Source organism: Paracoccus aerodenitrificans, assembly GCF_027913215.1.
GTDB lineage: Bacteria > Pseudomonadota > Alphaproteobacteria > Rhodobacterales > Rhodobacteraceae > Paracoccus > Paracoccus aerodenitrificans.
Genome location: NZ_CP115784.1, coordinates 2232204 through 2252992 on the forward strand (window position 1 = coordinate 2232204; position 20789 = coordinate 2252992).

General features: G+C 61.0%; 16 protein-coding genes. 7 read left to right on the forward strand and 9 right to left on the reverse strand.

Going from position 1 to position 20789, the window contains the following annotated elements:
* Genes PAE61_RS12335 through mraZ form a run of 6 tightly spaced genes read right to left on the reverse strand, consistent with a single transcriptional unit; the run spans position 1 to position 6607 of the window.
* Positions 1-1380, reverse strand: coding sequence for a UDP-N-acetylmuramoyl-tripeptide--D-alanyl-D-alanine ligase (locus PAE61_RS12335; RefSeq protein ID WP_271112679.1), 1380 nt, complete (start codon positions 1378-1380; stop codon positions 1-3).
* A complete protein-coding gene (locus tag PAE61_RS12340) occupies positions 1380-2864 on the reverse strand; it encodes a UDP-N-acetylmuramoyl-L-alanyl-D-glutamate--2,6-diaminopimelate ligase (RefSeq protein ID WP_271112680.1) in 1485 nt (494 codons plus the stop codon). The genes PAE61_RS12335 and PAE61_RS12340 overlap by 1 nt, the downstream gene beginning before the upstream one ends.
* 10 nt (positions 2865-2874) lie before the next feature.
* Positions 2875-4683: a peptidoglycan D,D-transpeptidase FtsI family protein gene (locus PAE61_RS12345; RefSeq protein WP_271112681.1), complete on the reverse strand. Its 1809-nt coding sequence runs from the start codon at positions 4681-4683 to the stop codon at positions 2875-2877.
* A complete protein-coding gene (ftsL, locus tag PAE61_RS12350; protein WP_271112682.1) occupies positions 4683-5099 on the reverse strand; it encodes a cell division protein FtsL in 417 nt (138 codons plus the stop codon). The genes PAE61_RS12345 and ftsL overlap by 1 nt, the downstream gene beginning before the upstream one ends.
* On the reverse strand, positions 5096-6088 hold the full coding sequence (rsmH, locus tag PAE61_RS12355; protein WP_434803073.1) for a 16S rRNA (cytosine(1402)-N(4))-methyltransferase RsmH: 993 nt from the start codon (positions 6086-6088) through the stop codon (positions 5096-5098). Before rsmH ends, ftsL begins: the two co-directional genes overlap by 4 nt.
* Before the next feature lie 3 nt (positions 6089-6091).
* Positions 6092-6607, reverse strand: a complete 516-nt coding sequence (gene mraZ / locus PAE61_RS12360) for a division/cell wall cluster transcriptional repressor MraZ (RefSeq protein WP_271112684.1) — start codon at positions 6605-6607, stop codon at positions 6092-6094.
* A gap of 1240 nt (positions 6608-7847) precedes the next feature.
* Here mraZ and PAE61_RS12365 point away from each other — a divergent pair.
* Complete coding sequence (locus PAE61_RS12365) at positions 7848-8009, forward strand: DUF1127 domain-containing protein (protein ID WP_271115149.1); 162 nt, start codon at positions 7848-7850, stop codon at positions 8007-8009.
* A gap of 439 nt (positions 8010-8448) precedes the next feature.
* Positions 8449-9225: a 23S rRNA (adenine(2030)-N(6))-methyltransferase RlmJ gene (rlmJ, locus tag PAE61_RS12370; protein WP_271112685.1), complete on the forward strand. Its 777-nt coding sequence runs from the start codon at positions 8449-8451 to the stop codon at positions 9223-9225.
* Positions 9226-9297: 72 nt separating this feature from the next.
* Here rlmJ and acnA read toward each other — a convergent pair whose 3' ends face one another.
* A complete protein-coding gene (gene acnA / locus PAE61_RS12375; RefSeq protein ID WP_271112686.1) occupies positions 9298-12066 on the reverse strand; it encodes an aconitate hydratase AcnA in 2769 nt (922 codons plus the stop codon).
* A gap of 234 nt (positions 12067-12300) precedes the next feature.
* Here acnA and PAE61_RS12380 point away from each other — a divergent pair, with 234 nt between their 5' ends.
* Both PAE61_RS12380 and PAE61_RS12385 read left to right on the forward strand, forming a co-directional pair.
* Positions 12301-13314, forward strand: coding sequence for a DUF1223 domain-containing protein (locus PAE61_RS12380; RefSeq protein ID WP_271112687.1), 1014 nt, complete (start codon positions 12301-12303; stop codon positions 13312-13314).
* A 92-nt stretch (positions 13315-13406) separates the two neighbouring features.
* Positions 13407-14000: an inner membrane-spanning protein YciB gene (locus PAE61_RS12385; protein ID WP_271112688.1), complete on the forward strand. Its 594-nt coding sequence runs from the start codon at positions 13407-13409 to the stop codon at positions 13998-14000.
* Here the strand turns inward: PAE61_RS12385 and PAE61_RS12390 are convergent.
* A complete protein-coding gene (locus tag PAE61_RS12390) occupies positions 13976-14878 on the reverse strand; it encodes a DUF726 domain-containing protein (RefSeq protein WP_271112689.1) in 903 nt (300 codons plus the stop codon). The two genes, PAE61_RS12385 and PAE61_RS12390, sit on opposite strands and share 25 nt — an antisense overlap.
* A 243-nt stretch (positions 14879-15121) precedes the next feature.
* Between PAE61_RS12390 and metZ the strand changes: the two genes are divergently transcribed.
* Together metZ and folE2 are read left to right on the forward strand one after the other, a co-directional pair.
* Complete coding sequence (gene metZ / locus PAE61_RS12395) at positions 15122-16297, forward strand: O-succinylhomoserine sulfhydrylase (RefSeq protein ID WP_271112690.1); 1176 nt, start codon at positions 15122-15124, stop codon at positions 16295-16297.
* 110 nt (positions 16298-16407) lie between these two features.
* Complete coding sequence (gene folE2 / locus PAE61_RS12400; RefSeq protein ID WP_271112691.1) at positions 16408-17373, forward strand: GTP cyclohydrolase FolE2; 966 nt, start codon at positions 16408-16410, stop codon at positions 17371-17373.
* Between the two features lie 20 nt (positions 17374-17393).
* On the opposite strand, the gene PAE61_RS12405 is transcribed toward folE2, so the two are convergent.
* Complete coding sequence (locus PAE61_RS12405) at positions 17394-18197, reverse strand: hypothetical protein (RefSeq protein WP_271112692.1); 804 nt, start codon at positions 18195-18197, stop codon at positions 17394-17396.
* Between the two features lie 193 nt (positions 18198-18390).
* Between PAE61_RS12405 and PAE61_RS12410 the strand changes: the two genes are divergently transcribed.
* Complete coding sequence (locus PAE61_RS12410; RefSeq protein ID WP_271112693.1) at positions 18391-20784, forward strand: ATP-dependent helicase; 2394 nt, start codon at positions 18391-18393, stop codon at positions 20782-20784.
* Positions 20785-20789 lie beyond the last annotated feature (5 nt).

The window sequence follows — 20789 nt, forward strand, 5'->3', positions numbered from 1 at the left end:
TTATGTCCCTGTGTTTCCGGCCATGTTCCCGGCCTTGCGCATCGCGTCAACGACGCGGCTGATATATGAACCTTTCGAGCCCTTGACGATCACCGTATCGCCCTCTCGGACGAGTTCGTCCAGACGCGAGGCCAGATCATCGGCTTTTTCCGACCAGACCCCGCGTTTTTCCGCCGGCAGAGCGTCGTGCATATGGCGCATAAGGGGGCCTGCGGAATGCACAATCCCGATGGCCTCCATCGCCGGATCAGACGCCAGAAGACGATGTTGTTCCGCCTCATCCCCGCCCAGTTCCAGCATATCCCCGAGGATCGCGACCCGCCGCGCTCCGGGCAGGCGCGAGACAGTGCCGAGTCCCGCCCGCATCGAGCTTGGATTGGCGTTGAACGCATCGTCGATCAGGCGGATGCCGCCAAGCTGTTCAACCCGGCCACGGCCTTTGGGCGGGGTCCAGTCCGCCAGCGATTTCGCGGCCTCGATCACATCGGCACCGATTGCGCTGACCGTGGCCAGCACTCCAATTGAATTGGCAGCGAAATGAGGCCCGACCGATTGCAAGGTGAAGTTGATGGGTTTGCCAGACAAGGCGGCACGGACGCGCAGGGTCTCGCCATCCGGTTCGGAGGAGATCAGACGTGCTTCTCCGTCATCCCCGAAGGACAGGATCGGCGCACCCACATCATCCGCCGCTTCCCGCAGGATCGGGGTTGTGGAAAGCCCCGTCGGAATGATCGCCGCACCGCCCGGCACCAGCCCGCTGAAGATCGCCGCTTTTTCCCGTGCGATCCCGTCCAGCCCCTCAAATGCCGCCATATGCGCCGCAGCAATCGTGGTGATCAGCGCGGCATGGGGGCGAGCCATCCGCGCCAGCGGCGCGATTTCGCCAGGATTGCTCATGCCGATTTCGATAATCGCGAAATCGCTGTCCCGAGGCATCCGCGCCAGTGTCAGCGGCACCCCCCAATGGTTATTATAGGATGCCTCGGCAGCATGAAGCTTCCCCTGCCGGGCCAGAGCAGCCCGGAGCATCTCCTTGGTCGAGGTCTTACCGACCGAGCCGGTCACGCCGATCACCTTCCCCTGCATACGCTCACGGGCCGCCCTTCCCATCGCCTCAAGCGCGGGCAAAACGTCATCGACGATCAGCAGAGGCAGGTTTTCGGGCAGATTTTCCGGCACCCGGCTGACAAGCACCGCCGCAGCGCCTTTCTGGAAGGCCTGCGCGACGAAGTCGTGGCCGTCACGCGTATCGCTGAGCGCGACAAACAACTCTCCGGGCTGGATCGAGCGCGTGTCGATGCTGACACCTGTCGCCTGCCACTCGCCCGTATTCCGGCCGCCTGTCGCCTTCGCCGCATCGTCAGAGGACCAGAGCGCCATCAGATTTTCCCGTCCAGAGCAGCAACCGCAACCGAGGCCTGTTCCGCATCGTCGAAGGGAAAGACATCGCTGCCGACGATCTGGCCGGTTTCATGTCCCTTCCCAGCAACCAGAAGCGCATCGCCCGGCTGCAAAGCATCCACTCCACGCAGGATCGCCTCGGCCCGGTCGCCGATCTCGGTAGCATCGGGACCCGCGCCCTTCATGACCTCGGCCCGGATAGAGGCCGGATCCTCGCTGCGCGGATTGTCATCGGTGACGATCACAACATCGGCGAAATCTTGCGCCGCCTGCCCCATCAGCGCACGTTTGCCTTTGTCGCGGTCGCCGCCCGCGCCCAGAACGACAATGATCCGTCCCATCACATGAGGCCGCAGCGATTGCAGCGCCGCGATCACCGCGCCGGGTTTATGCGCATAATCGACGAAAACCGCCGCGCCGTTTTCACGTTGAGCAACAAGCTGCATCCGTCCGCGCACGGTTTCAAGCTGCGGCAGCACCTCGAACACGCGTGCCGGGTCGTCGCCGGAAGCGATGGCAAGACCCGCAGCCGCCAGCACATTTTCCGCCTGAAACCCGCCGATCAGGCCAAGCCGGACAAGATGTGGCCGCCCCTGCCAGGCAAAGCGCAGATCCTGACCCGTCGCGTCGTAACGCTGTCCGAGAACCTGAAAATCGCAGTTCTCATCCCTGCCGACGGTCATCAGCATCAGCCCGGCATCGCGGGCGATTTCCGCCATCTGCTGACCACGCTCACCATCGGCATTGATGACGGCAGCATCTCCAGTTTCCAGAATATGATTGAACAACAACGCCTTGGCAGAGAAATATTCATCGAATCCTGCGTGGTAATCCAGATGATCCTGACTGAAATTCGTGAAGGCAGCCGCCTTGATCCGAACCCCGTCCAGACGACGCTGATCGAGCCCGTGCGAGGACGCCTCCATCGCCACATTGGTGACCCCGGCCTTCGCGGCCTCGGACAAGATGCGGTGCAGGGTCACAGGTTCAGGAGTCGTATGTGACAGCTTCGCCTCATAATCACCCTGCACCCCCATCGTGCCGAGGCTAATCGCCTTATGGCCGAGGGATTGCCAGATCTGCCGGGTGAAGCTGGCAACCGAGGTCTTACCCGCCGTTCCGGTCACGGCGACCACGCGTTCGGGCTGCTGACCGAAAAACAGCGCCGCTGCACCGGCCAGAGCCGCGCGGGGATCCTCGGCCACGACAAGTGCTCCGTCCCAGCCTCGCAGCACATCTGCGGCCAAAGCCGCGCCAGCCGCATCGGTCAGAATGGCGACGGCATCCATCCGCAGCGCGTATTGAATGAATTCGCCCCCGTGCAATGCGGAACCGGGAAGCGCCGCGAACAGATATCCGGGCCGCACCGTCCGGCTGTCGACCGAAATCCCCGTTATCTCCGGGTCCCGCCCGCCGATTGCGCTCAGCCCAAGTTGGGACAGCCGCTTGACGCCCTCGCTCATATTGTCTCCGTCACTCGTTTGCGGCGACCTTTAGCCCAGTTTCAGGTGGCGCTTCAATCACAGGAAGCGGCTTCACGCCGACCGGTCTCAGCCCCAGAACCGGCGCGACCCGGCGGATCACATCAGCGGCAACCGGCACGGCGGTCGCACCCGCAACCCGGCTTTCACCGCCGCCCAGAACGGTGCTGGGTTCGTCCAAAGTGACCACCAGCACATATTTCGGGTCCTGATAGGGAAACACAGCGGCAAAATTCGCCACCACGCGATTATCGTAATAGCCACCGCCAGGCCGCGGCTTGTCCGCGGTTCCGGTCTTGCCCGCGATCTCATACCCCTCGACATTGCCGGAACGCGCCGTACCGCGCACAACCACCTGCCGCAGCAGATCCAGCGACAGCTTCGCCGCCTGCGGAGACACGACCTGTTCGCCCGGAGGGCGGCGCTTTCCATGCACCAGAGTCGGCGTTACCTTGCGCCCGTCATTCGCAAGCGTGGCATAGGCCGAGGCGAGATGCAGCGGGCTGGCGGCCAGACCGTGACCAAAGCTGACCGTCGCTGCAGTCACGGCGGGCCAGCGTTCCGGTACGATGGGCTTGCCGGTCGGAGCCTCGACCATCTCGACACTGGTCGGCTCGAAAAACCCCATATCCTTCAGGAATTCCTTCTGGCGGTCCACGCCAATCATCTGCGCGATCCGCACCGTGCCGACATTCGAGGATTTCACGATGATATCCGTCACCGACAGGCTGGCACCGTAATTATGATAGTCGCTGATATTGTACTTCCCGATTCTCATCGGGCTGTTTCCGTTAATATGCGTGTTGGGATTGACCAGCTTGAGATCCATCGCCTGCGCGACCGGGAAGATCTTGAAGGTCGATCCAAGCTCATACTGGCCTTGCACGGCGCGGTTGAACAAGGGACTAGCCGACGGATCGCCCTCAAGCGCGGGACGTGGCCGATCATTCGGGTCGAAATCCGGCAGGCTGGCCATCGCCACGATCTCGCCGGTCTGGATCTCCAGCAGGACACCGGCGGCACCTTTCGCATTCATATTGCGCATGCCGGAGGACAGCACTTCCTCCATTGCGGATTGCGCGGTCAGGTCGATGGACAGGGTCAGCGGCGCACCTTCATTCGCCGGATTGCGCAGCCACCCGTCGAACGCTTTTTCGACACCAGCCGTGCCGATCACCTCGGCACTGTTCACCCCTTCCACCCCAAACGCCGAGCCGCCGAGAATATGGCTGGCAACCGGCCCGTTCGGGTAAAGCCGCATCTCGCGCGGGCCGAACAGCAGGCCCGGCTCGCCGATATCGTGAACGGCCTGCATCTGTTCAGGGCTGATCTTCTTCTTGATCCACATGAATTTGCGGTTGGGATTCGAGAAATCCCTGACCAGCCTTTCCCGATCCAGATCGGGGAAAATCCGTGACAGGGCCTCTGCCGCAGAGCGACCGTCAACCATCTGATTGGGCTGCGCATACAGACTGTGGGTCAGCATATTGGTTGCAAGGACGCGGCCCTCGCGGTCGGTGATATCGGCGCGTTGCGAAATGATCTGGGTGCCGCTGGCCTGAACGCGCGGCTCGGCAGGGTCCGAAGCCGCCAGAGCGCCCATGCGGAACCCGACCGTTCCGAAAGCCGCAAGAAAGCCAAGCGCCATGAAGACCAGCCGTCCCTCGGCCCGTTTGCGGGCGCGGTCCTGAATCTCGGCATGGCGTCTGGCGCGGTTTTCCGCCTCGATCTCATCGGGATCTTGGCCGGTTTCACGGGCGCGGAGGATACGGGCCAGCGGGCGCAGCGGTTTGCGGATCATCACTGAGGCTCCTGTCTGGGCGGCCTGTCGGCTGCCTCGGCTTCTGATGGTGTCGGGTCGGCGTCGGTGATTGCGCCCTCGGTGGGCGGCACGAAATCCTCCGGCCGACGCGGCGGGTATCTGACCGGAGGCGGCGGATAATCGATGTTCGAGGTGTCCACGAACTGATCCGAGGTGATCGGTTCCAGTTCCAGCCGGTCAGCGTTCAGCCGGACCAGTTCCCGCAGCCGCGCGGGACGGTTGAGATAATCCCACTCGGCGCTCAGGACCAGAAGCTGTTCGCGCAGGCTGGCGATCTCTTTCTGCACCGATTCCATTTCATTCAGCGCATCCTGAGTCCGGTAATTCTCGCGATAGGCCCAGAAGGCCAGCGACATCACCACCAGAGCCACGACCAGATAGAGAACGGATTTCATCTCCGTCCCCCTTTCTGCGGCAGCGAGGGCACGGCGATCCGATTGGCATCCAGATCCCGCGCAGGCGCTTCGGTTCTGATTCCGACCCGCAGAAAAGCGCTTCTGGAGCGGGGGTTCGAGGAAAGCTCTGCCTCATCGGCGGATATCGCGCGACGGAATGGCAGGGTGAATGTCGGAGCCTCGACCTGCTCGGCCGGTGCGTGACGCGAGCCGCCGCCCGCCTTCGCCGCCCGCGATTGCAGGAAACGCTTCACCACGCGGTCCTCAAGCGAGTGGAAACTGACCACCGCCAGCCTGCCTCCCGGTTTCAGCGCACGTTCTGCCGCCGCAAGACCTTCGGCAAGCTGGCCGAACTCATCATTCACCCAGATCCGGATCGCCTGAAAGCTGCGCGTCGCGGGGTTGCTCTGCCCCGGTCTGGGGCGCGGCAACTGGCTGGCGACCAGCTCGGCAAGCTGGGAGGTGCTGCTCAGCGGACGCGCCGCGACGATGGCCCGCGCGATCCGCCGCGAGGCGCGTTCCTCACCGAAATGATACAGCACATCCGCGATACGGGCCTCATCCGCCGAATTCAGCAGATCGGCGGCGCTTGGCCCGTCGCTTCCCATGCGCATATCCAGAGGCCCGTCGCGCAGGAAGGAAAACCCGCGCTCGGCCTGATCGAGCTGCATCGAACTGACGCCCAGATCCAGAACCACCCCATCCACAGGCTGCCCGGCCAGCCTGTCGAGATCCGAAAACACACCCTCAACCAGCTTCAGCCGCGGCCCATATTGCCCGGCCCAGCTTTCGGCCATCTCGAAAACGCGCGAATCGCGGTCGATTGCGATGACCTGATCGGCACCCGCATCCAGCAATTGTCGTGTATATCCCCCGGCACCGAATGTCCCGTCGACCCAGATCCCGCTGACCGGCGCGACAGCCTCAATCAGCGGACGGATCAGGACCGGGATATGCGGATCGTTGTCTGAGGGACCGGACACAGGCATCGCCTAGCCCTCGCGCGGGTCTTGGATGGGGGCATTGCCAAGGAAGCTGCGCGGATCGAACCCGTCGGGGAAACGCTCCATGAATTCCTGCAATGTGCCGCTGGCTTCCGAGTAGTTTTCCGGGTTCCAGACCTCGACGAAATCACCTTTCGAGGTAAAGAATGCCTCATTGTCCAGACCGATCTTGTCACGCAGTTTCTGCGGCAGGACCAGACGGCCATCCGTGTCGATCTCGGCCTCGGTCGCCATGCCGTTCATCAGCGTTTCCAGCCAGAGCCGCTCTTGCGAGCCGCGCGGCAGCCTGTCGATTTCCTCATCAATGCGGTCTGCGGCGTCGACAGTGTAGAATTCCAGCTTCTTCCAGCTTTCGGGACCGTAAACCACGATCATCCGGGTGCGTTCCGATGGTTTCCAGTCAGGATCGCCGGCTTCGAAGATACGGCGGAACCGGGCCGGGATCGACATGCGACCCTTGCCATCCACCTTTACCTCTTCCGAGCCTCTGAACTTGCGCGCCACCGGCAAGCCTTTCCTTCGATCCTGTCCCTCTTTCCCGGAGCCGGAAAAGAAAGGCGGACCGGGCCGCTGCCACCGCCCGATCCGCCGCCCTCGTTCCCATCTCTGGGTCCCGCTCGTTGGCGGGCCGGTCCCTGGTGCCACCTTGGGGGAGGTGCTGCTCGCACGTTTGGGACCGTCTTGTCCGGAAGCGGGTGCCTGTATGAAGCCTGCTATCGCCTTCGGGGTCTTGGTCGCCCCTTAAGCCCGTCTCCGTAAAAACGTGATGCCACGGGAATTCATGGGAAGCAATGGAAAATAATGGGCAGGCAGAGCGTGAGCAGATGTGAGTCGCCGTGAACGGTTCGGGAACATTCGAATACAAGACGTCAAGACGGCATACCACTAGACAAAATACTTACAATTTATACTAAATGTTGTGCGCAGAGCACATCTATGACAATTTCCCAAAATTTCCCAGAAATCTCTGTTCACCGATCGGATTACGGATAATAGGCCGCTGAAACCGGGTCGATTCGTCCGGATCACGTTCTCTCACGGCGCGGTGATTCGTTTTCGTGCCCTCCGGTTCCCATAAAATCCCGTGGCCTATGCGCCTTCTTATACGCCGCGTCAGGATGTAGCTGTCCTGCTGGTTGATCCGCCAGATTCCAGCGAAAGCCCCGCATATGAACTTTACTCCGCACCTGCCGACAGCAGCGACTCCGGCTTGATTCGGGATTCGCACTGGCCTATCGATGCTTTAGCGGGCCGAGATGCCTTAAAATTGCCGAAACAGATGCTGACACTGGATTACCAGCCATATGCAGACTGTCTGGCAACCACCAAACCTCCGCACGACGCCATTCCGGGCCAAAATTCGATATAGGTTACCCCATGCTTTTGACGCAGCGTCACGGGAACCTTTCTGGAATATGAAGCTATGTGACGAACGCGGCGGCAGGGCAGTCTGCAAAACCTGTTCAAAACGTCAGTATTTGCGTAGCGCTACCCGCATTTTATCAGTTTGTTCATACCAGATATCCTAGACATGTCAGTGAAGCACCCATTCCATTGCGCTTGCTGCATAGCAGCATTGACGGAATACCCGGTTGTGCAAGTGCAGCATTCGGGCCATCTTGTTCACAACGACGACGCGGAAGGGCTGCATCGTCGAAACGGATAAAGAAGCGATAGAACAATGACTGCGACCAACACTCTGCACCGCACCGTCCGCGAAGAGCGCAAAGCCGGCACCGGTATCATGGGGCTGATTGTGCGCGTCCAGGAAGCACGCGCCCGCCGCGCGATCTATCGCCAGACGGTGAATGAGCTGTCCGCTCTGTCCAATCGTGAACTGAACGATCTGGGCATCAGCCGCAGCATGATTACCCGGATCGCGACCGAAGCGGCTTGGGGCAAGTAAGGAATAACCATACCCGACCCTCCCTCCTCCCTGGGTCCGGGTTAAGGTGGCGCCTCCCCTCCTCCTCCCTGGAGGCGCCACCGCCAGATACGACGGAACCCTCTCCTCCTCCCTGGGTTTCGTGGTGAAAGCGGTGCCCCTGCCTCCTCCTCCCTGTGGGGGCACCGCTTAAATAGAATACGTTCGGCCCTCTCCTCCTCCCGGGGTCGGATGTTTGCGATACGGGCTTCCTCCTCCCTGCCTGTGTCGCACCCTATACGCAGCCCCTTCCTCCTCCCCGGGGCTGGCGTGAGCGATGCAGGCTCTCCTCCTCCCTGCCTGCGTCGCAACCCATACGCGGCCCCTCCTCCTCCCTGGGCCAGCGTTGATGCGGCGGCGCCCCTCCTCCTCCCTGGGCGCCGTCGCTTTTCTTTTCCGCAAAGCCGGGAGATAAGGGCGGATGTTATCCTATCAGCATATTTATCACGCCGGGAACGCGGCGGATCTGCACAAACATGCCCTGCTTGCGTGGATGCTCGACTATCTCACCGGCAAGGACAAACCGCTGAGCTATATCGAAACCCATGCCGGGCGCGGTCTTTACGATCTGAGCGCAGCCGAGGCCCGCAAGACCGCCGAAGCCGATGCGGGTATCGCGCGGGCAGAAGCAGGAAACTGGCTTTCCGCCGACCATCCGCTGATGCAGCCCCTGATGGCCGTCAGAACGCGATATGGGGATAGTGCCTATGCCGGTTCACCGCTGATCGCTCAGCATTTCCTGCGCGATGGTGACAGCGCCCATCTGGCCGAGCTGCATCCGGCGGAATACGACGCGCTGAACAACGTCGCCGGTACAGCAAAGCTCTATCGTCAAGACGGATTCGCGATGGCGCAGGCGGTGAGCCCTCCCACCCCACGACGCGGGCTGATGCTGGTCGACCCCAGCTATGAGGTCAAAGCCGATTACGCGGCGATTCCCGGATTCCTTCAGTCGATTTCGCGCAAATGGAATGTCGGGATTCTGGCGCTGTGGTATCCGCTGCTGCGGGACGATCAGCGTCAGGCAGGCATGATCCGCGAATTGCAATCGTCTTTTCCCGACGCGCTGACATCGGAGATACGGTTTCCGCCCGCGAAACCCGGTCACGGCATGATCGGGTCGGGGATGTTCGTGGTGAACCCACCCTGGGGACTGGATGCCGAAGCTACCCGGATCGAGGCGCTGTTCCGCGACTGAGCCACGAAAGGAAAAAACCCCGGCCACAACAGCCGGGGGTTTCCTCATGTTCAGCTTTCAGACGGCTGAAGTTCAGGCCGCCGCAAGGTTGCGTAGCACATAGTGCAGAACGCCGCCATTCTTGAGGTATTCGATCTCGACCTCGGTATCGATGCGCGCCTTGACCTTGATAGTCTTTTCGGTGCCATCCGCATACTTGATCTGCGCATCGACGATTTCCAGCGGTTTGACATCGCCCAGACCCTCAATGGTGATCTGCTCAGCGCCGGTCAGGTTCAGCGTCTTGCGGGTGTCGCCATCGGTGAACTCGAACGGAATGACACCCATGCCGATCAGGTTCGAGCGGTGAATACGCTCAAACGATTCCGCGATCACAGCCTTGACGCCCAGAAGATTGGTCCCCTTGGCCGCCCAGTCACGCGAGGAACCTGCGCCATACTGCTCACCACCGATCACGACCAGCGGAGTGCCGTTATCCTGATAAGCCATCGACGCATCGTAGATCGAGGTCTCTTTCCCGTCCGGCCCTTTGGTATAGCCGCCTTCGGTGCCGTCCAGCATCTCGTTCTTGATGCGGATATTGGCGAAGGTGCCGCGCATCATGACCTCATGGTTACCACGGCGCGAACCGTAAGAGTTGAACTCACGCGGGGGGACCTGCCGTTCGGTCAGGTATTTCCCGGCCGGCGTGCTTTCCTTGAAGGAACCGGCGGGCGAGATGTGGTCGGTGGTGATCATGTCGCCAAGCAGCGCCAGAACACGGGCACCCTTGATATCCTCAATCTCGCCGGGGTCTTTCGACATGCCCTGGAAGTAAGGCGGGTTCTGGATATAGGTCGAGGTCGGTGGCCAGTCGTAAACCTCGTTATCCGTGGTTTCCACCGCCTGCCAGCGTTCGTCACCCTTGAACACATCGGCATATTTTTCCTGGAACATCTCACGCGTGACAACGCTGTGAACCATATCCGAGACCTCTTTCGATGAGGGCCAGATATCCTTCAGGTAAACGTCGTTGCCGTTCTTGTCCTGCGCGATCGGATCGCGGGTCAGGTCGATATTCATGTCGCCCGCAAGCGCATAGGCCACAACCAGAGGCGGCGAGGCCAGATAATTGGCGCGGACATCAGGCGAAATCCGGCCTTCGAAGTTCCGGTTGCCGGACAGGACCGACACGGCAATCAGATCGTTTTCGTTGATCGATTTCGAGATTTCCGGCTGAAGCGGGCCCGAGTTGCCTATACAGGTTGTGCAGCCATAGCCGACAAGGTTGAACCCGATCGCATCCAGATCTTCCTGAAGGCCAGCGGCCTCCAGATATTCCGACACGACCTGCGATCCCGGTGCCAGCGAGGTTTTCACCCAAGGCTTGCGGTCCAGACCCAGCTCACGCGCCTTGCGGGCCACCAGACCGGCGGCGATCAGCACGTAAGGGTTCGACGTGTTGGTGCAGGAGGTGATCGAGGCGATCACGATGCTGCCGTCATGCAGCTTGTAATCCTCCCCTTCGACCGAGCCTTCCGAGAAGCCCTTATGGCGTCCGCCCGGAACATAGCCCGGCTCACGGGTGCCGCCATCGGCGTCCCAACGGATCTCAGCGCGTTCGGATTCGTCCTTGAAACGCTCTCCCATGACCAGATCCCAGAACGCCTTGGCAGAGGTGTCCAGAGGCGTATGGTCCTGCGGGCGTTTGGGCCCAGAAATCGCCGGAACCACATCATCGAGATTCAATTGCAGGGTCGAGGAATATACCGGCTCATACCCTTCGTCGCGCCACATGCCGTTTTCCTTGGCATAGGCCTCGACCAGAGCAATGCGATCCTTGTCGCGGCCGGTCTGTTCCAGATAGCGCAGGGTTTCGTCGTCTACCGGGAAGAAGCCACAGGTTGCGCCGTATTCGGGGGCCATATTGGCAATGGTGGCGCGGTCGGCCAGCGGCATGTTTGACAGCCCGTCGCCGTAGAATTCGACGAATTTGTTCACAACGCCATGTTCACGCAGCATCTGTACGACTTTCAGCACGAGGTCGGTCGCAGTGACGCCTTCCTTCAGCGCACCGTCGATCTTGAAGCCGACAACCTCGGGGATCAGCATCGAGATCGGCTGCCCCAGCATCGCGGCCTCGGCCTCGATCCCGCCGACGCCCCATCCTAGTACCGCCAGACCGTTTACCATCGTGGTGTGGCTGTCCGTGCCGACCAGCGTATCGGGATAGGCGACCTCCTTGCCGTTCTGGTCCTTGTCGGTCCAGACGGTCTGAGCCAGATATTCCAGATTGACCTGGTGGCAGATGCCGGTGCCGGGGGGAACCACGCGGAAATTGTTGAACGCCTTCTGACCCCATTTCAGGAAGGTGTAGCGCTCCATATTACGTTCATATTCGCGTTCCACATTGTGCTGGAAAGCGCGCGGCGTACCGAATTCGTCGATCATTACCGAGTGGTCGATGACCAGATCGACCGGGTTCAGCGGGTTGATCTTCTGTGCATCCCCGCCAAGTGCCACGATCCCGTCACGCATCGCTGCAAGGTCAACCACAGCCGGAACGCCGGTGAAGTCCTGCATCAGAACGCGGGCCGGGCGATAGGCGATCTCGCGGGGGTTCTTGCCGCCCTTCTCTGCCCATTCGGCAAAGGCCTTGATGTCGTCCGTGCTGACCGTCTTGCCGCCATCTTCGAAGCGGAGCATGTTTTCCAGCACCACCTTCAGTGCAGCAGGCAGTTTGGAAAAATCGCCGAGACCGGCTTCGGTCGCGGCGGGGATGGAATAATAATCTACACTCTGCCCGCCCGCACTGAGTGTGCGGCGGGTTTTTGCGGTGTCGGTTCCGGTGACGATAGGCATAAAGCGCTCCCTGTCGGTTTGATGGGTACGGCAGTCGTTTCGCTTGTCAGATGGACCATTACGAGCTTCGTTTCAAGTGGCCGACGCGTATTTGTATGCAATTGCATACTGAAAATTCACTTGTTGCACAAGTGCAACGCGACCGTGACGAAGGTTGCGTCACACAGCGTTGATTTGGGTTTCGCGCCCCGATGTCCTATCCCCATAGCGCTTCTCATCTTAGAAAAGACGGGCATGAAAAGCTCAGGCGTCATTTCAGCAGCGATACTGGTCTTTACCCTTTGCGCAGGTTCCGTTCCGGCTGTGGCGCAAAGCGGACAGGATGATCCCGGACGGGATCGTCAGGCTCAGGCGGATCGCGGCTATGCCGATATCATGGATGACGTTAACGCGGTGTTCGATGCGCTGAACGGTGATGATGCCGGGAATGCCGAGGCCCCTGCCCGCAGCACGGATACAAACGCCGAAGCTGCTTTTTCCGCGCCGGAAAACACGACCCGTCGGGCGGTCCCGGAAGCTGCGACGCCCTCGCCCCGTCGCGGACAGGCCGTGCAAATGGCGGCTCCTGAGGGTCCGCGCACACCTTCTCCGGTCGTGGTCGAGCTGTTTACAGCGCAGGGCTGCGCGGCATGTCCCCCCGCAACCGATATGCTGGCCGATCTGACCGGGCGCAACGATGTTCTGCTGCTCAGTTGGCATGTCGATTACTGGGACTATCTGGGCTGGCGCGACGATTTCGCACGGCCCCAGTTCAGCCTGCGGCAGAAAGCCTATAACCTTGCACGGGGATCGCGCCTTTTGTTCACACCGCAAATCATCGTCGGTGGCGAATCGGGCATTAACGATATGCGCCCGGCCCATCTGATGACCGCGATCAAGCGTGAGCTGGCCGAGGGCGGACGCATCGACATCTTGCGCCGCGAATCCGGTCCGAGCGTCGAAATCGAACTGACCCCGCGGATGCAATTGCCGCCTGATCTGGTGGTGGAACTGGTGCGCTATCTTCCCGACCGGACCGTGACAATCGGGGCCGGAGAGAATGCCGGGCAGACGCTGAGAATGTATAATATCGTCGTGGCCAGCGATATTCTTGCAGAATGGGACGGCAGCGTTCCGCTGCGGCTCACCGTGACGCTGCGGGCGGGAAATGCGCAGGACCTGCCCGAGGATACCCGCCACGCGCTGATCGTACAGGAAATGCAGGGCCCCTATCCTGGAGAGATTTTCGCTGCCGTCCGGCTTGACTGAACCCGGATATGCGCGGCTGATCACAGCCATTGCCTCCGGCACGGTCGTCATGAAATACGGCACCGACCAGAGAGGTGCCGCAAGGAGTTGGAATGAAACAGATCAAACCCGGTCTCAAGATCGCGCTTGAATACGGCCCGCTTATCGCCTTTTTCGCCGTCTATATGCTGATGCGGAACCGCCCTGTCACGATTGGCAGCACCGAATATGAAGGTTTCGTGCTGGCGACGATGGTGTTCGTGCCGGTGCTGGCGCTGTCCATGCTGGCCCTCTGGCGGCTGACAGGTAAGCTCTCGGCGATGCAGCTTATGACGCTGATACTGGTCGTGGTCTTTGGCGGGCTGACCATCTGGCTGAACGATGACCGCTTCTTCAAGATGAAACCGACGCTGATCTATGCGATTTTCGCCGGGCTTCTGGGCTTGGGACTGATGCTTAAACGCAACTGGCTTGAGCTGGTTCTGGGCGAGGCGCTGCCCATGCAGCATGAGGGCTGGATGAAGCTGACCCGCCGCATGGTTCTGTTATTCATCGGACTGGCTGTCGCGAATGAGTTTGTCTGGCGGACCATGTCCGACACGGCATGGGTCAATTTCAAGACCTTCGGCCTGCCGGTCATCATGTTCGTTTTCTTTATGGGCAATGCCGGTCTGTTCAACCGTTATGCGCTTGAGAAGGAAGACTGACGCCGCCGGGGCATCTCCAGCAGGCGCGACCAGCGGGGGCTTTGACCGACCGGCAGATGCGCATGCAGCAGCGGCAGCGGCAGCGCCCAGGGCTGACCAAGCGCGACGCGATAAAAATCGAACAGACCTTCGCGCAGATAGGGCGACCAGTGGCAGGCCCGCGCAACATCGGCACCGATATCGAAGCCCAGATCCGCTAGGCTCGCGCGCACATCGGGCGCGTCGATCTGCAGATCCAGCCAGTTCCGGCGCGGCTGCGACAGACCCAGCCCAAGCGCGGGTTTGCGGGCCCGTCCGACCAGCAATTCCAGCCCGAGATCGAACAGATCGTTTTCGCGTGAGGTGACATTAATGATCTCGGCCTGCTGAGCGGCAGGGCTGGTCATTGCCGCCTCTGCCTCGATACGCAACTCAGCCGCCGCCATCAGGATAAGCCGCCCGATACTGCCGGATTTCGAGGCCACCATCGCCTGAAGTGCCACACGCGCACCAAGCGAATGACCGATCACATGCACGGGCCGGTTGGCCGCGTCAGAGAGCGCCTCGATACTGTGCGCCAGATCGCGGCCGACCTGTCCCGCACGGCGATATGCACTTGCCAGCCTGCCCCGGGCCGGCCAGCCGAAGGGAATACCAAGCCCCTCATTGCCGTCAGAACTGAACCCGAGCGCACGCGGCCATGAACGCAGCCGCTTCGCGCCCGGAAGGCTGGGTTTCAGGCCGAGAATATGGCGATGCGGATCGTGGTCGGGATGCGAGGGGCAATAGCGGTACCCATGCACCATGACGATAACGGGCGCACCCGCAGGCAGCTTTGCCGCCCGGTGCAGCAGCCCCGGCGGAATCGGCTGGTCGGCATTGAGCGGCACGATAGCCATGATCAATATCGCGTGCAGTTTCCGTCGCTTGCCGCTTAGATCTGCCGCACGACACTGGAATGACCGCCTTGTGACAGAGCCGTGACATTCCACAACATATGGTAGACATATCGCAGAGAGCGGGCTGAAGTTGCGGAATTGCAACAAAGCGGCGAGCGCGGCAAGTGGCAGGGGGAAGGCCCACGATCCTTGCCAAAGCTGTGGCACCGGCGTATCGCGAAAGCTCAACAAAAGAGGCTCATCATGAACAACAGCAATCTGCACAAGCGCAGCCTTGCGGTCCACGCCGGAACCCGTCGCAGCCAGTATGGCGAGATGGCCGAGGCGATGTTCATGACCCAGGGTTTCGCCTATGACAGTGCCGAACAGGCCGAGGCACGGTTCCAGAAAGCGGGCGAGGATGAGTTCATCTATGCCCGCTATGGCAACCCGACGAACCGGATGTTCGAGGACCGCGTGGCAGCGCTGGAAGGGACCGAGGACGCTTTCGCGACCACATCCGGCATGGCGGCAGTGAATGGCACGCTGATGGCGATCTGCAAATCGGGCAGCCATATCGTCGCGGCGCGGGCGTTGTTCGGCTCGAACTTGTATCTGCTGGATGTGATGCAGCGTTTCGGGATCGAGGTCACGTTGGTGGACGGCACCGATCTGGATCAGTGGCGCTCAGCGGTCCGCGAGGGAACCACGGCGGTTTTCTTCGAATCCGTGTCCAACCCGACGCTTGAGGTGGTGGATATCACCGCTGTCTCAGAGATTGCGCATCGCCACAGCGCTCTGGTCATCGTCGATAATGTCTTCGCGACGCCGGTTTTCTCCCATGCGGTGGAACAGGGTGCGGATGTGGTGATCTACTCGACAACCAAGCATATCGACGGCGCGGGCCGTGCGCTTGGCGGTATCGTCTGCGGCACGAAACAATTCGTCCGCGAGGTTGCGGAACCCTATCTGAAGCATTCCGGCGGCGCGATCAGCCCGTTCAACGCCTGGTTGATGCTGACCGGACTGACCACGATGGATCTGCGGGTCCGCGCGATGGCCGACAGTGCCAAGGCGATCGCCGAGGCGCTGAACGGGCATCAAAAACTGTCGAAACTGATCTATCCCGGCCTGCCGAACCATCCGCAGCACGAACTGACGATGGCGCAGATGGGATCGGGCGGCACCATGCTGGCGCTTGAGATCGTCGGCGGCAAGGATGGCGCGTTCGAGGTGCTGAACCGGCTGGAACTGGTCCTGATCTCGAATAATCTGGGCGATGCGAAATCCATCGTGACCCATCCCGCGACCACGACCCATCAGCGGCTGAGCGAGGAAGAACGCGCAAGGCTGGGGATCTCTCCGGGGCTGGTGCGGCTTTCCGTGGGGCTGGAGCATCCTGACGATCTGATCGCGGATCTTAAGCGGGCTTTGGGATAATCTGACGCAAACCGGCGAGGATATGGAAGCTTGTCCTCTCTTCACCGGGAACTCTTTGGCTCCGAAAAAATTAACATATATGCTGAGGCGCGAACAAAAGGAGCCGCACCTTGAACACGCCTCGTCCCCCCACGCTCTACCCTGCGCTTGCGCGGGAATATGACGCCGATTTCAAGGTCGATCCGCAATACAAGGCCAGCCTGCCCGATCTGCAGAACGGCCCGGCCAGCCTGATCGTCGGCGCGAATGTCCTGATCCAGCATGTCGGGATTTCCAATTTCCGCCTGCCGATCCGCTATCAGACCCGCGATGGCGGCGAGATCGCGCTGGAAACCAGCGTCACCGGCACGGTCAGTCTTGAGGCCGACCGCAAGGGCATCAACATGTCCCGCATCATGCGCAGCTTCTATGCGCATGCCGACAAGAAATTCAGCATGGATGTGCTGGAAACCGCTCTGAACGATTACAAGGACGATCTGGACAGCATGGATGCGCGGATCCAGATGCGGCTGTCCTATCCGATGCGGGTTGACTCGCTGCGTTCGGGGCTGACGGGCTGGCAATATTACGACATCGCGCAGGAATTGATCGAGCATGACGGACTGCGCCGCCGGATCATGCATCTGGATTATGTCTATTCCTCGACCTGCCCCTGTTCGCTGGAATTGTCCGAACATGCCCGAGAAAGCCGGGGCCGTCTGGCGACGCCGCATTCTCAGCGTTCCGTGGCGCGGCTTTCCGTGGTGATGGAAGGCCCCGACCGGCTTTGGTTCGAAGACATGATCGAGCTTTGCCGCCGCGCCGTGCCGACGGAAACTCAGGTCATGGTCAAGCGCGAGGACGAACAGGCCTTTGCCGAGCTTAACGCGGCCAATCCGATCTTCGTCGAGGACGCTGTGCGCAGCTTTGCAGAACAGTTGATCGCGGAACCGCGTGTGGGCGATTTCCGGATCATCGCCAGCCATCAGGAATCGCTGCACAGCCATGACGCCGTGTCAATGCTGGTTAATGGCGAGACCTTCGCGCAGGACAGTCTGGACCCGACCACCTTTGCCAGCCTGCAACACCGGGGCTGACGCCCCGGCCTGCATTGATGTTACTGTTCAGTCACCGGGCTGAGCGACAGGGCATAGATCCCGTTATCGTCGTCATAGCTGCTGAGCCTGATGCAATATTCCGCCCCGCCATCCGCAGGGCTCAGTTCGATCATGCTGTCCGTACCCTGAAACCCGTCATCATCTTCATCGATGACGGCGCCGTCCTGATCTTCCAGCGTCAGATATGTATCGAAAACCGGGCTTTTCGCCAGAATCTGTGCCCCGGTTCCGGGGGCGAGTTTCAGCACGAAATCCGCCTTATCGGTCAGCACATCCGTGGCGATAATCGCCTCGCTGTCAGGGCCGAGCTCAAAACGCCGGCCTGCCGAGATCATGCAGGGTTCGGGTCCCGCGGCGGCGGCAATGGTCACCGGCACATCGGTCGAAAGCACTTCATAATCGCCGAATTTCGAGACCTGAAGGCAGTAATCACCCGGATTCAGCGCCGTCACCAGACGCGAATCAAGCTCTTCCCCGCCATCATCGTCTGAATCGATAAACTCGCCAGCACTGTTCAGCAGCATCAGCACAGTGTCGGCCTCGGCACCGCGTGTCGCGAAGGTCAACTCAGCCCGTTGCGCAAGGCTGATTTCGATATAGCGCGGCTCGCTGCGCTCCAGCTTGACGAACTCACCGACGAGTTCCTCGGGTACGCCCTCAAGCGACAGGCTGGCCGCGTTCAGGACCTGCGGCTGACCGCATATCCCACGCTCGGCGGTTTCCTGAGCCAAGGCCTGTACTGGCTGACCAATCGAAAGCCCGGCAACCACCGGAATGATAAAATTACGGATATCGCGACACATCGGAACCTGTCCCTTAACTTTTCGTTACTGATTTCCTTGTCGCAGTCATTTTTAACAAGAGCAACGCGGCAATCCGCCCAGACAAAACCTGCCATTCAGTGCAGGACCCCTTTGCCAGCAAGTCTCGACATGCATTTCGAACATTTCAGGAACACCCCTTTGCTGCGGATGAACAAGCCGCTATGTTGCCGTCATGACCAGTCATGACGATTCAGACCCTTTCGAAGCGGCAGAGCAGCGACTGAGCCTGTCTCAGCGTGCGATGGGAATGCCCTCTGGCCCGCCACCCTATCTGGACGGGCTGAACGAGGCTCAGCGTCAGGCGGTGGAAACGCTGGACGGGCCGGTGCTGATGCTGGCGGGTGCGGGGACCGGCAAGACCCGGGCGCTGACCACGCGAATCGCGCATCTGATTTCCACTGGACGGGCGCGACCGGGGCAGCTTCTGGCCGTGACCTTCACCAACAAGGCCGCGCGGGAAATGCGCGACCGGATCGGGCGACTGCTCGGAGAGGCGGTTGAGGGAATGCCGTGGCTGGGGACGTTTCACAGCGTCAGCGTGAAGATCCTGCGCCGCCATGCCGAATTGATCGGGCGCGGCGATCTGCATCTGAAGACCAGCTTCACCATTCTGGACACCGACGATCAGCTGCGTCTGCTGAAGCAACTGATCGCCGCCGAGAATATCGACGAAAAACGTTGGCCCGCACGGCAACTGGCCGGGCTGATCGATGGCTGGAAGAACCGGGCACTGACGCCGGATAAGGTCTCCCGTAACGAAGGTGCCGGTTTCGACGGCAAGGGCGTGCAGCTTTACCGCGCCTATCAGGATCGGCTGCTGGCGCTGAACGCGGTGGATTTCGGCGATCTGCTGTTGCATTGCGTGACACTGTTTCAGGCGCATCCCGATATTCTGGCGCAGTGGCAGAACCGCTTTCACTATATCCTCGTCGACGAATATCAGGACACGAATGTCGCGCAATATCTGTGGCTGCGGCTGCTGGCGCAGGCCCATCGCAATATCTGCTGTGTGGGCGATGACGACCAGTCGATCTATGGCTGGCGCGGGGCCGAGGTCGGCAATATCCTGCGCTTCGAAAGTGATTTCCCCGGCGCTCAGGTCATCCGGCTGGAACAGAATTACCGATCCACGCCGCATATCCTTGGCGCGGCCTCTGGTCTGATCACGGCGAACAAGGGCCGGTTGGGCAAGACGCTATGGACCGAATCCGAGGGCGGGCATCAGGTCCGGCTGATCGGCCACTGGGACAGCGAGGCCGAAGCCCGCTGGATCGGAGAAGAGATCGAGGATTTCCATTCGGGCACGCGGCGCAGCGTCGGCAAGCATGATCTGAACGATGTTGCGATCCTCGTGCGGGCCTCGCATCAGATGCGGGGCTTCGAGGACCGATTTCTGACCATCGGCCTGCCCTATCGCGTGATCGGCGGTCCCCGCTTCTATGAACGGGCAGAAATCCGCGACGCAATGGCCTATTTCCGGCTGGCGGTCAGCCCTTCGGACGATCTCGCGTTTGAGCGTATCGTGAACACACCCAAGCGCGGCCTCGGCGACAAGGCGATGCAGGTCATACAGGCCGAGGCGCGGGAAATGGCCGAGCCTCTGCTGATTGGCGCACAATCCGTGGTGGCGAACGGACTGCTTGGCGGTAAGGGTCTGGCGAATCTGCGCGAATTTGTACAGGCGATGGGCCGGTTCCATGCAGATGCGCTCGACCCGCAGGCGGATCATGTGCAACTGGCCGAGCGGATTCTGGACGAAACCGGCTATACCGCCATGTGGCAGAACGACAAATCGCCCGACGCGCCGGGGCGGCTGGAAAACCTGAAAGAACTGGTGAAGGCGCTTGAGGAATTCGACAATCTTCAGGGGTTTCTGGAACATGTCGCGCTTGTCATGGATCGCGACAATGATGAGGCGCAGGACGCCGTGTCGATCATGACACTGCATGCCGCGAAGGGTCTGGAATATCCCATCGTCTTCCTGCCGGGATGGGAGGACGGGCTGTTCCCGTCACAGCGCAGCATGGATGAAACCGGCATGAAAGGGCTGGAGGAGGAACGCCGTCTTGCCTATGTCGGCATCACCCGCGCCGAGAAGCTGGCAACGATCAGCTTCGCGGGCAACCGGCGGATGTACGGGCAGTGGCAAAGCTCTCTGCCCTCACGTTTCATCGACGAACTGCCCGAAGAACATGTCGAGGTGCTGACCGCGCCCGGCCTGTATGGTCAGGGCTATGGCGGGGCCGCAATGGCGGCGGGGACCGATTTCGGGGCGGCGATGCAGAACCGCGCGGCGCATGCGGATGTCTATAACTCGCCCGGCTGGAAACGCATGGCCTCGCGCGGAGATATGCGGGCCAAGCCCCGCGCCCCTGCCGCGACGGTGATCGACGCCGAGGCCGTGGGGTTCAGCGTTGGTGATACGGTCAGCCATCCGAAATTCGGCGAAGGCACGGTGATGGGCATCGCCGAGGATACTCTGACGATCCAATTCCCCGCCGGGTTCAAGAACGTCAAGGCAGGCTATGTCCAGCCAGTCGGCGCGGGCGATGACGTGCCTTTCTGAGCGAG

Excerpts from the sequence above, each read along its gene's own strand:
- PAE61_RS12345 (WP_271112681.1), bottom strand. The coding sequence starts at position 4,683 with ATGATCCGCAAACCGCTGCGCCCGCTGGCCCGTATCCTCCGCGCCCGT.
- PAE61_RS12365 (WP_271115149.1), top strand. The coding sequence starts at position 7,848 with ATGGGGCTGATTGTGCGCGTCCAGGAAGCACGCGCCCGCCGCGCGATC.
- metZ (WP_271112690.1), top strand. The coding sequence starts at position 15,122 with ATGAACAACAGCAATCTGCACAAGCGCAGCCTTGCGGTCCACGCCGGA.
- acnA (WP_271112686.1), bottom strand. The coding sequence starts at position 12,066 with ATGCCTATCGTCACCGGAACCGACACCGCAAAAACCCGCCGCACACTC.
- rsmH (WP_434803073.1), bottom strand. The coding sequence starts at position 6,088 with ATGCCTGTGTCCGGTCCCTCAGACAACGATCCGCATATCCCGGTCCTG.
- PAE61_RS12340 (WP_271112680.1), bottom strand. The coding sequence starts at position 2,864 with ATGAGCGAGGGCGTCAAGCGGCTGTCCCAACTTGGGCTGAGCGCAATC.
- ftsL (WP_271112682.1), bottom strand. The coding sequence starts at position 5,099 with ATGAAATCCGTTCTCTATCTGGTCGTGGCTCTGGTGGTGATGTCGCTG.
- PAE61_RS12380 (WP_271112687.1), top strand. The coding sequence starts at position 12,301 with ATGAAAAGCTCAGGCGTCATTTCAGCAGCGATACTGGTCTTTACCCTT.
- PAE61_RS12335 (WP_271112679.1), bottom strand. The coding sequence starts at position 1,380 with ATGGCGCTCTGGTCCTCTGACGATGCGGCGAAGGCGACAGGCGGCCGG.
- rlmJ (WP_271112685.1), top strand. The coding sequence starts at position 8,449 with ATGTTATCCTATCAGCATATTTATCACGCCGGGAACGCGGCGGATCTG.
- PAE61_RS12405 (WP_271112692.1), bottom strand. The coding sequence starts at position 18,197 with ATGTGTCGCGATATCCGTAATTTTATCATTCCGGTGGTTGCCGGGCTT.
- PAE61_RS12385 (WP_271112688.1), top strand. The coding sequence starts at position 13,407 with ATGAAACAGATCAAACCCGGTCTCAAGATCGCGCTTGAATACGGCCCG.
- PAE61_RS12390 (WP_271112689.1), bottom strand. The coding sequence starts at position 14,878 with ATGGCTATCGTGCCGCTCAATGCCGACCAGCCGATTCCGCCGGGGCTG.
- PAE61_RS12410 (WP_271112693.1), top strand. The coding sequence starts at position 18,391 with ATGACCAGTCATGACGATTCAGACCCTTTCGAAGCGGCAGAGCAGCGA.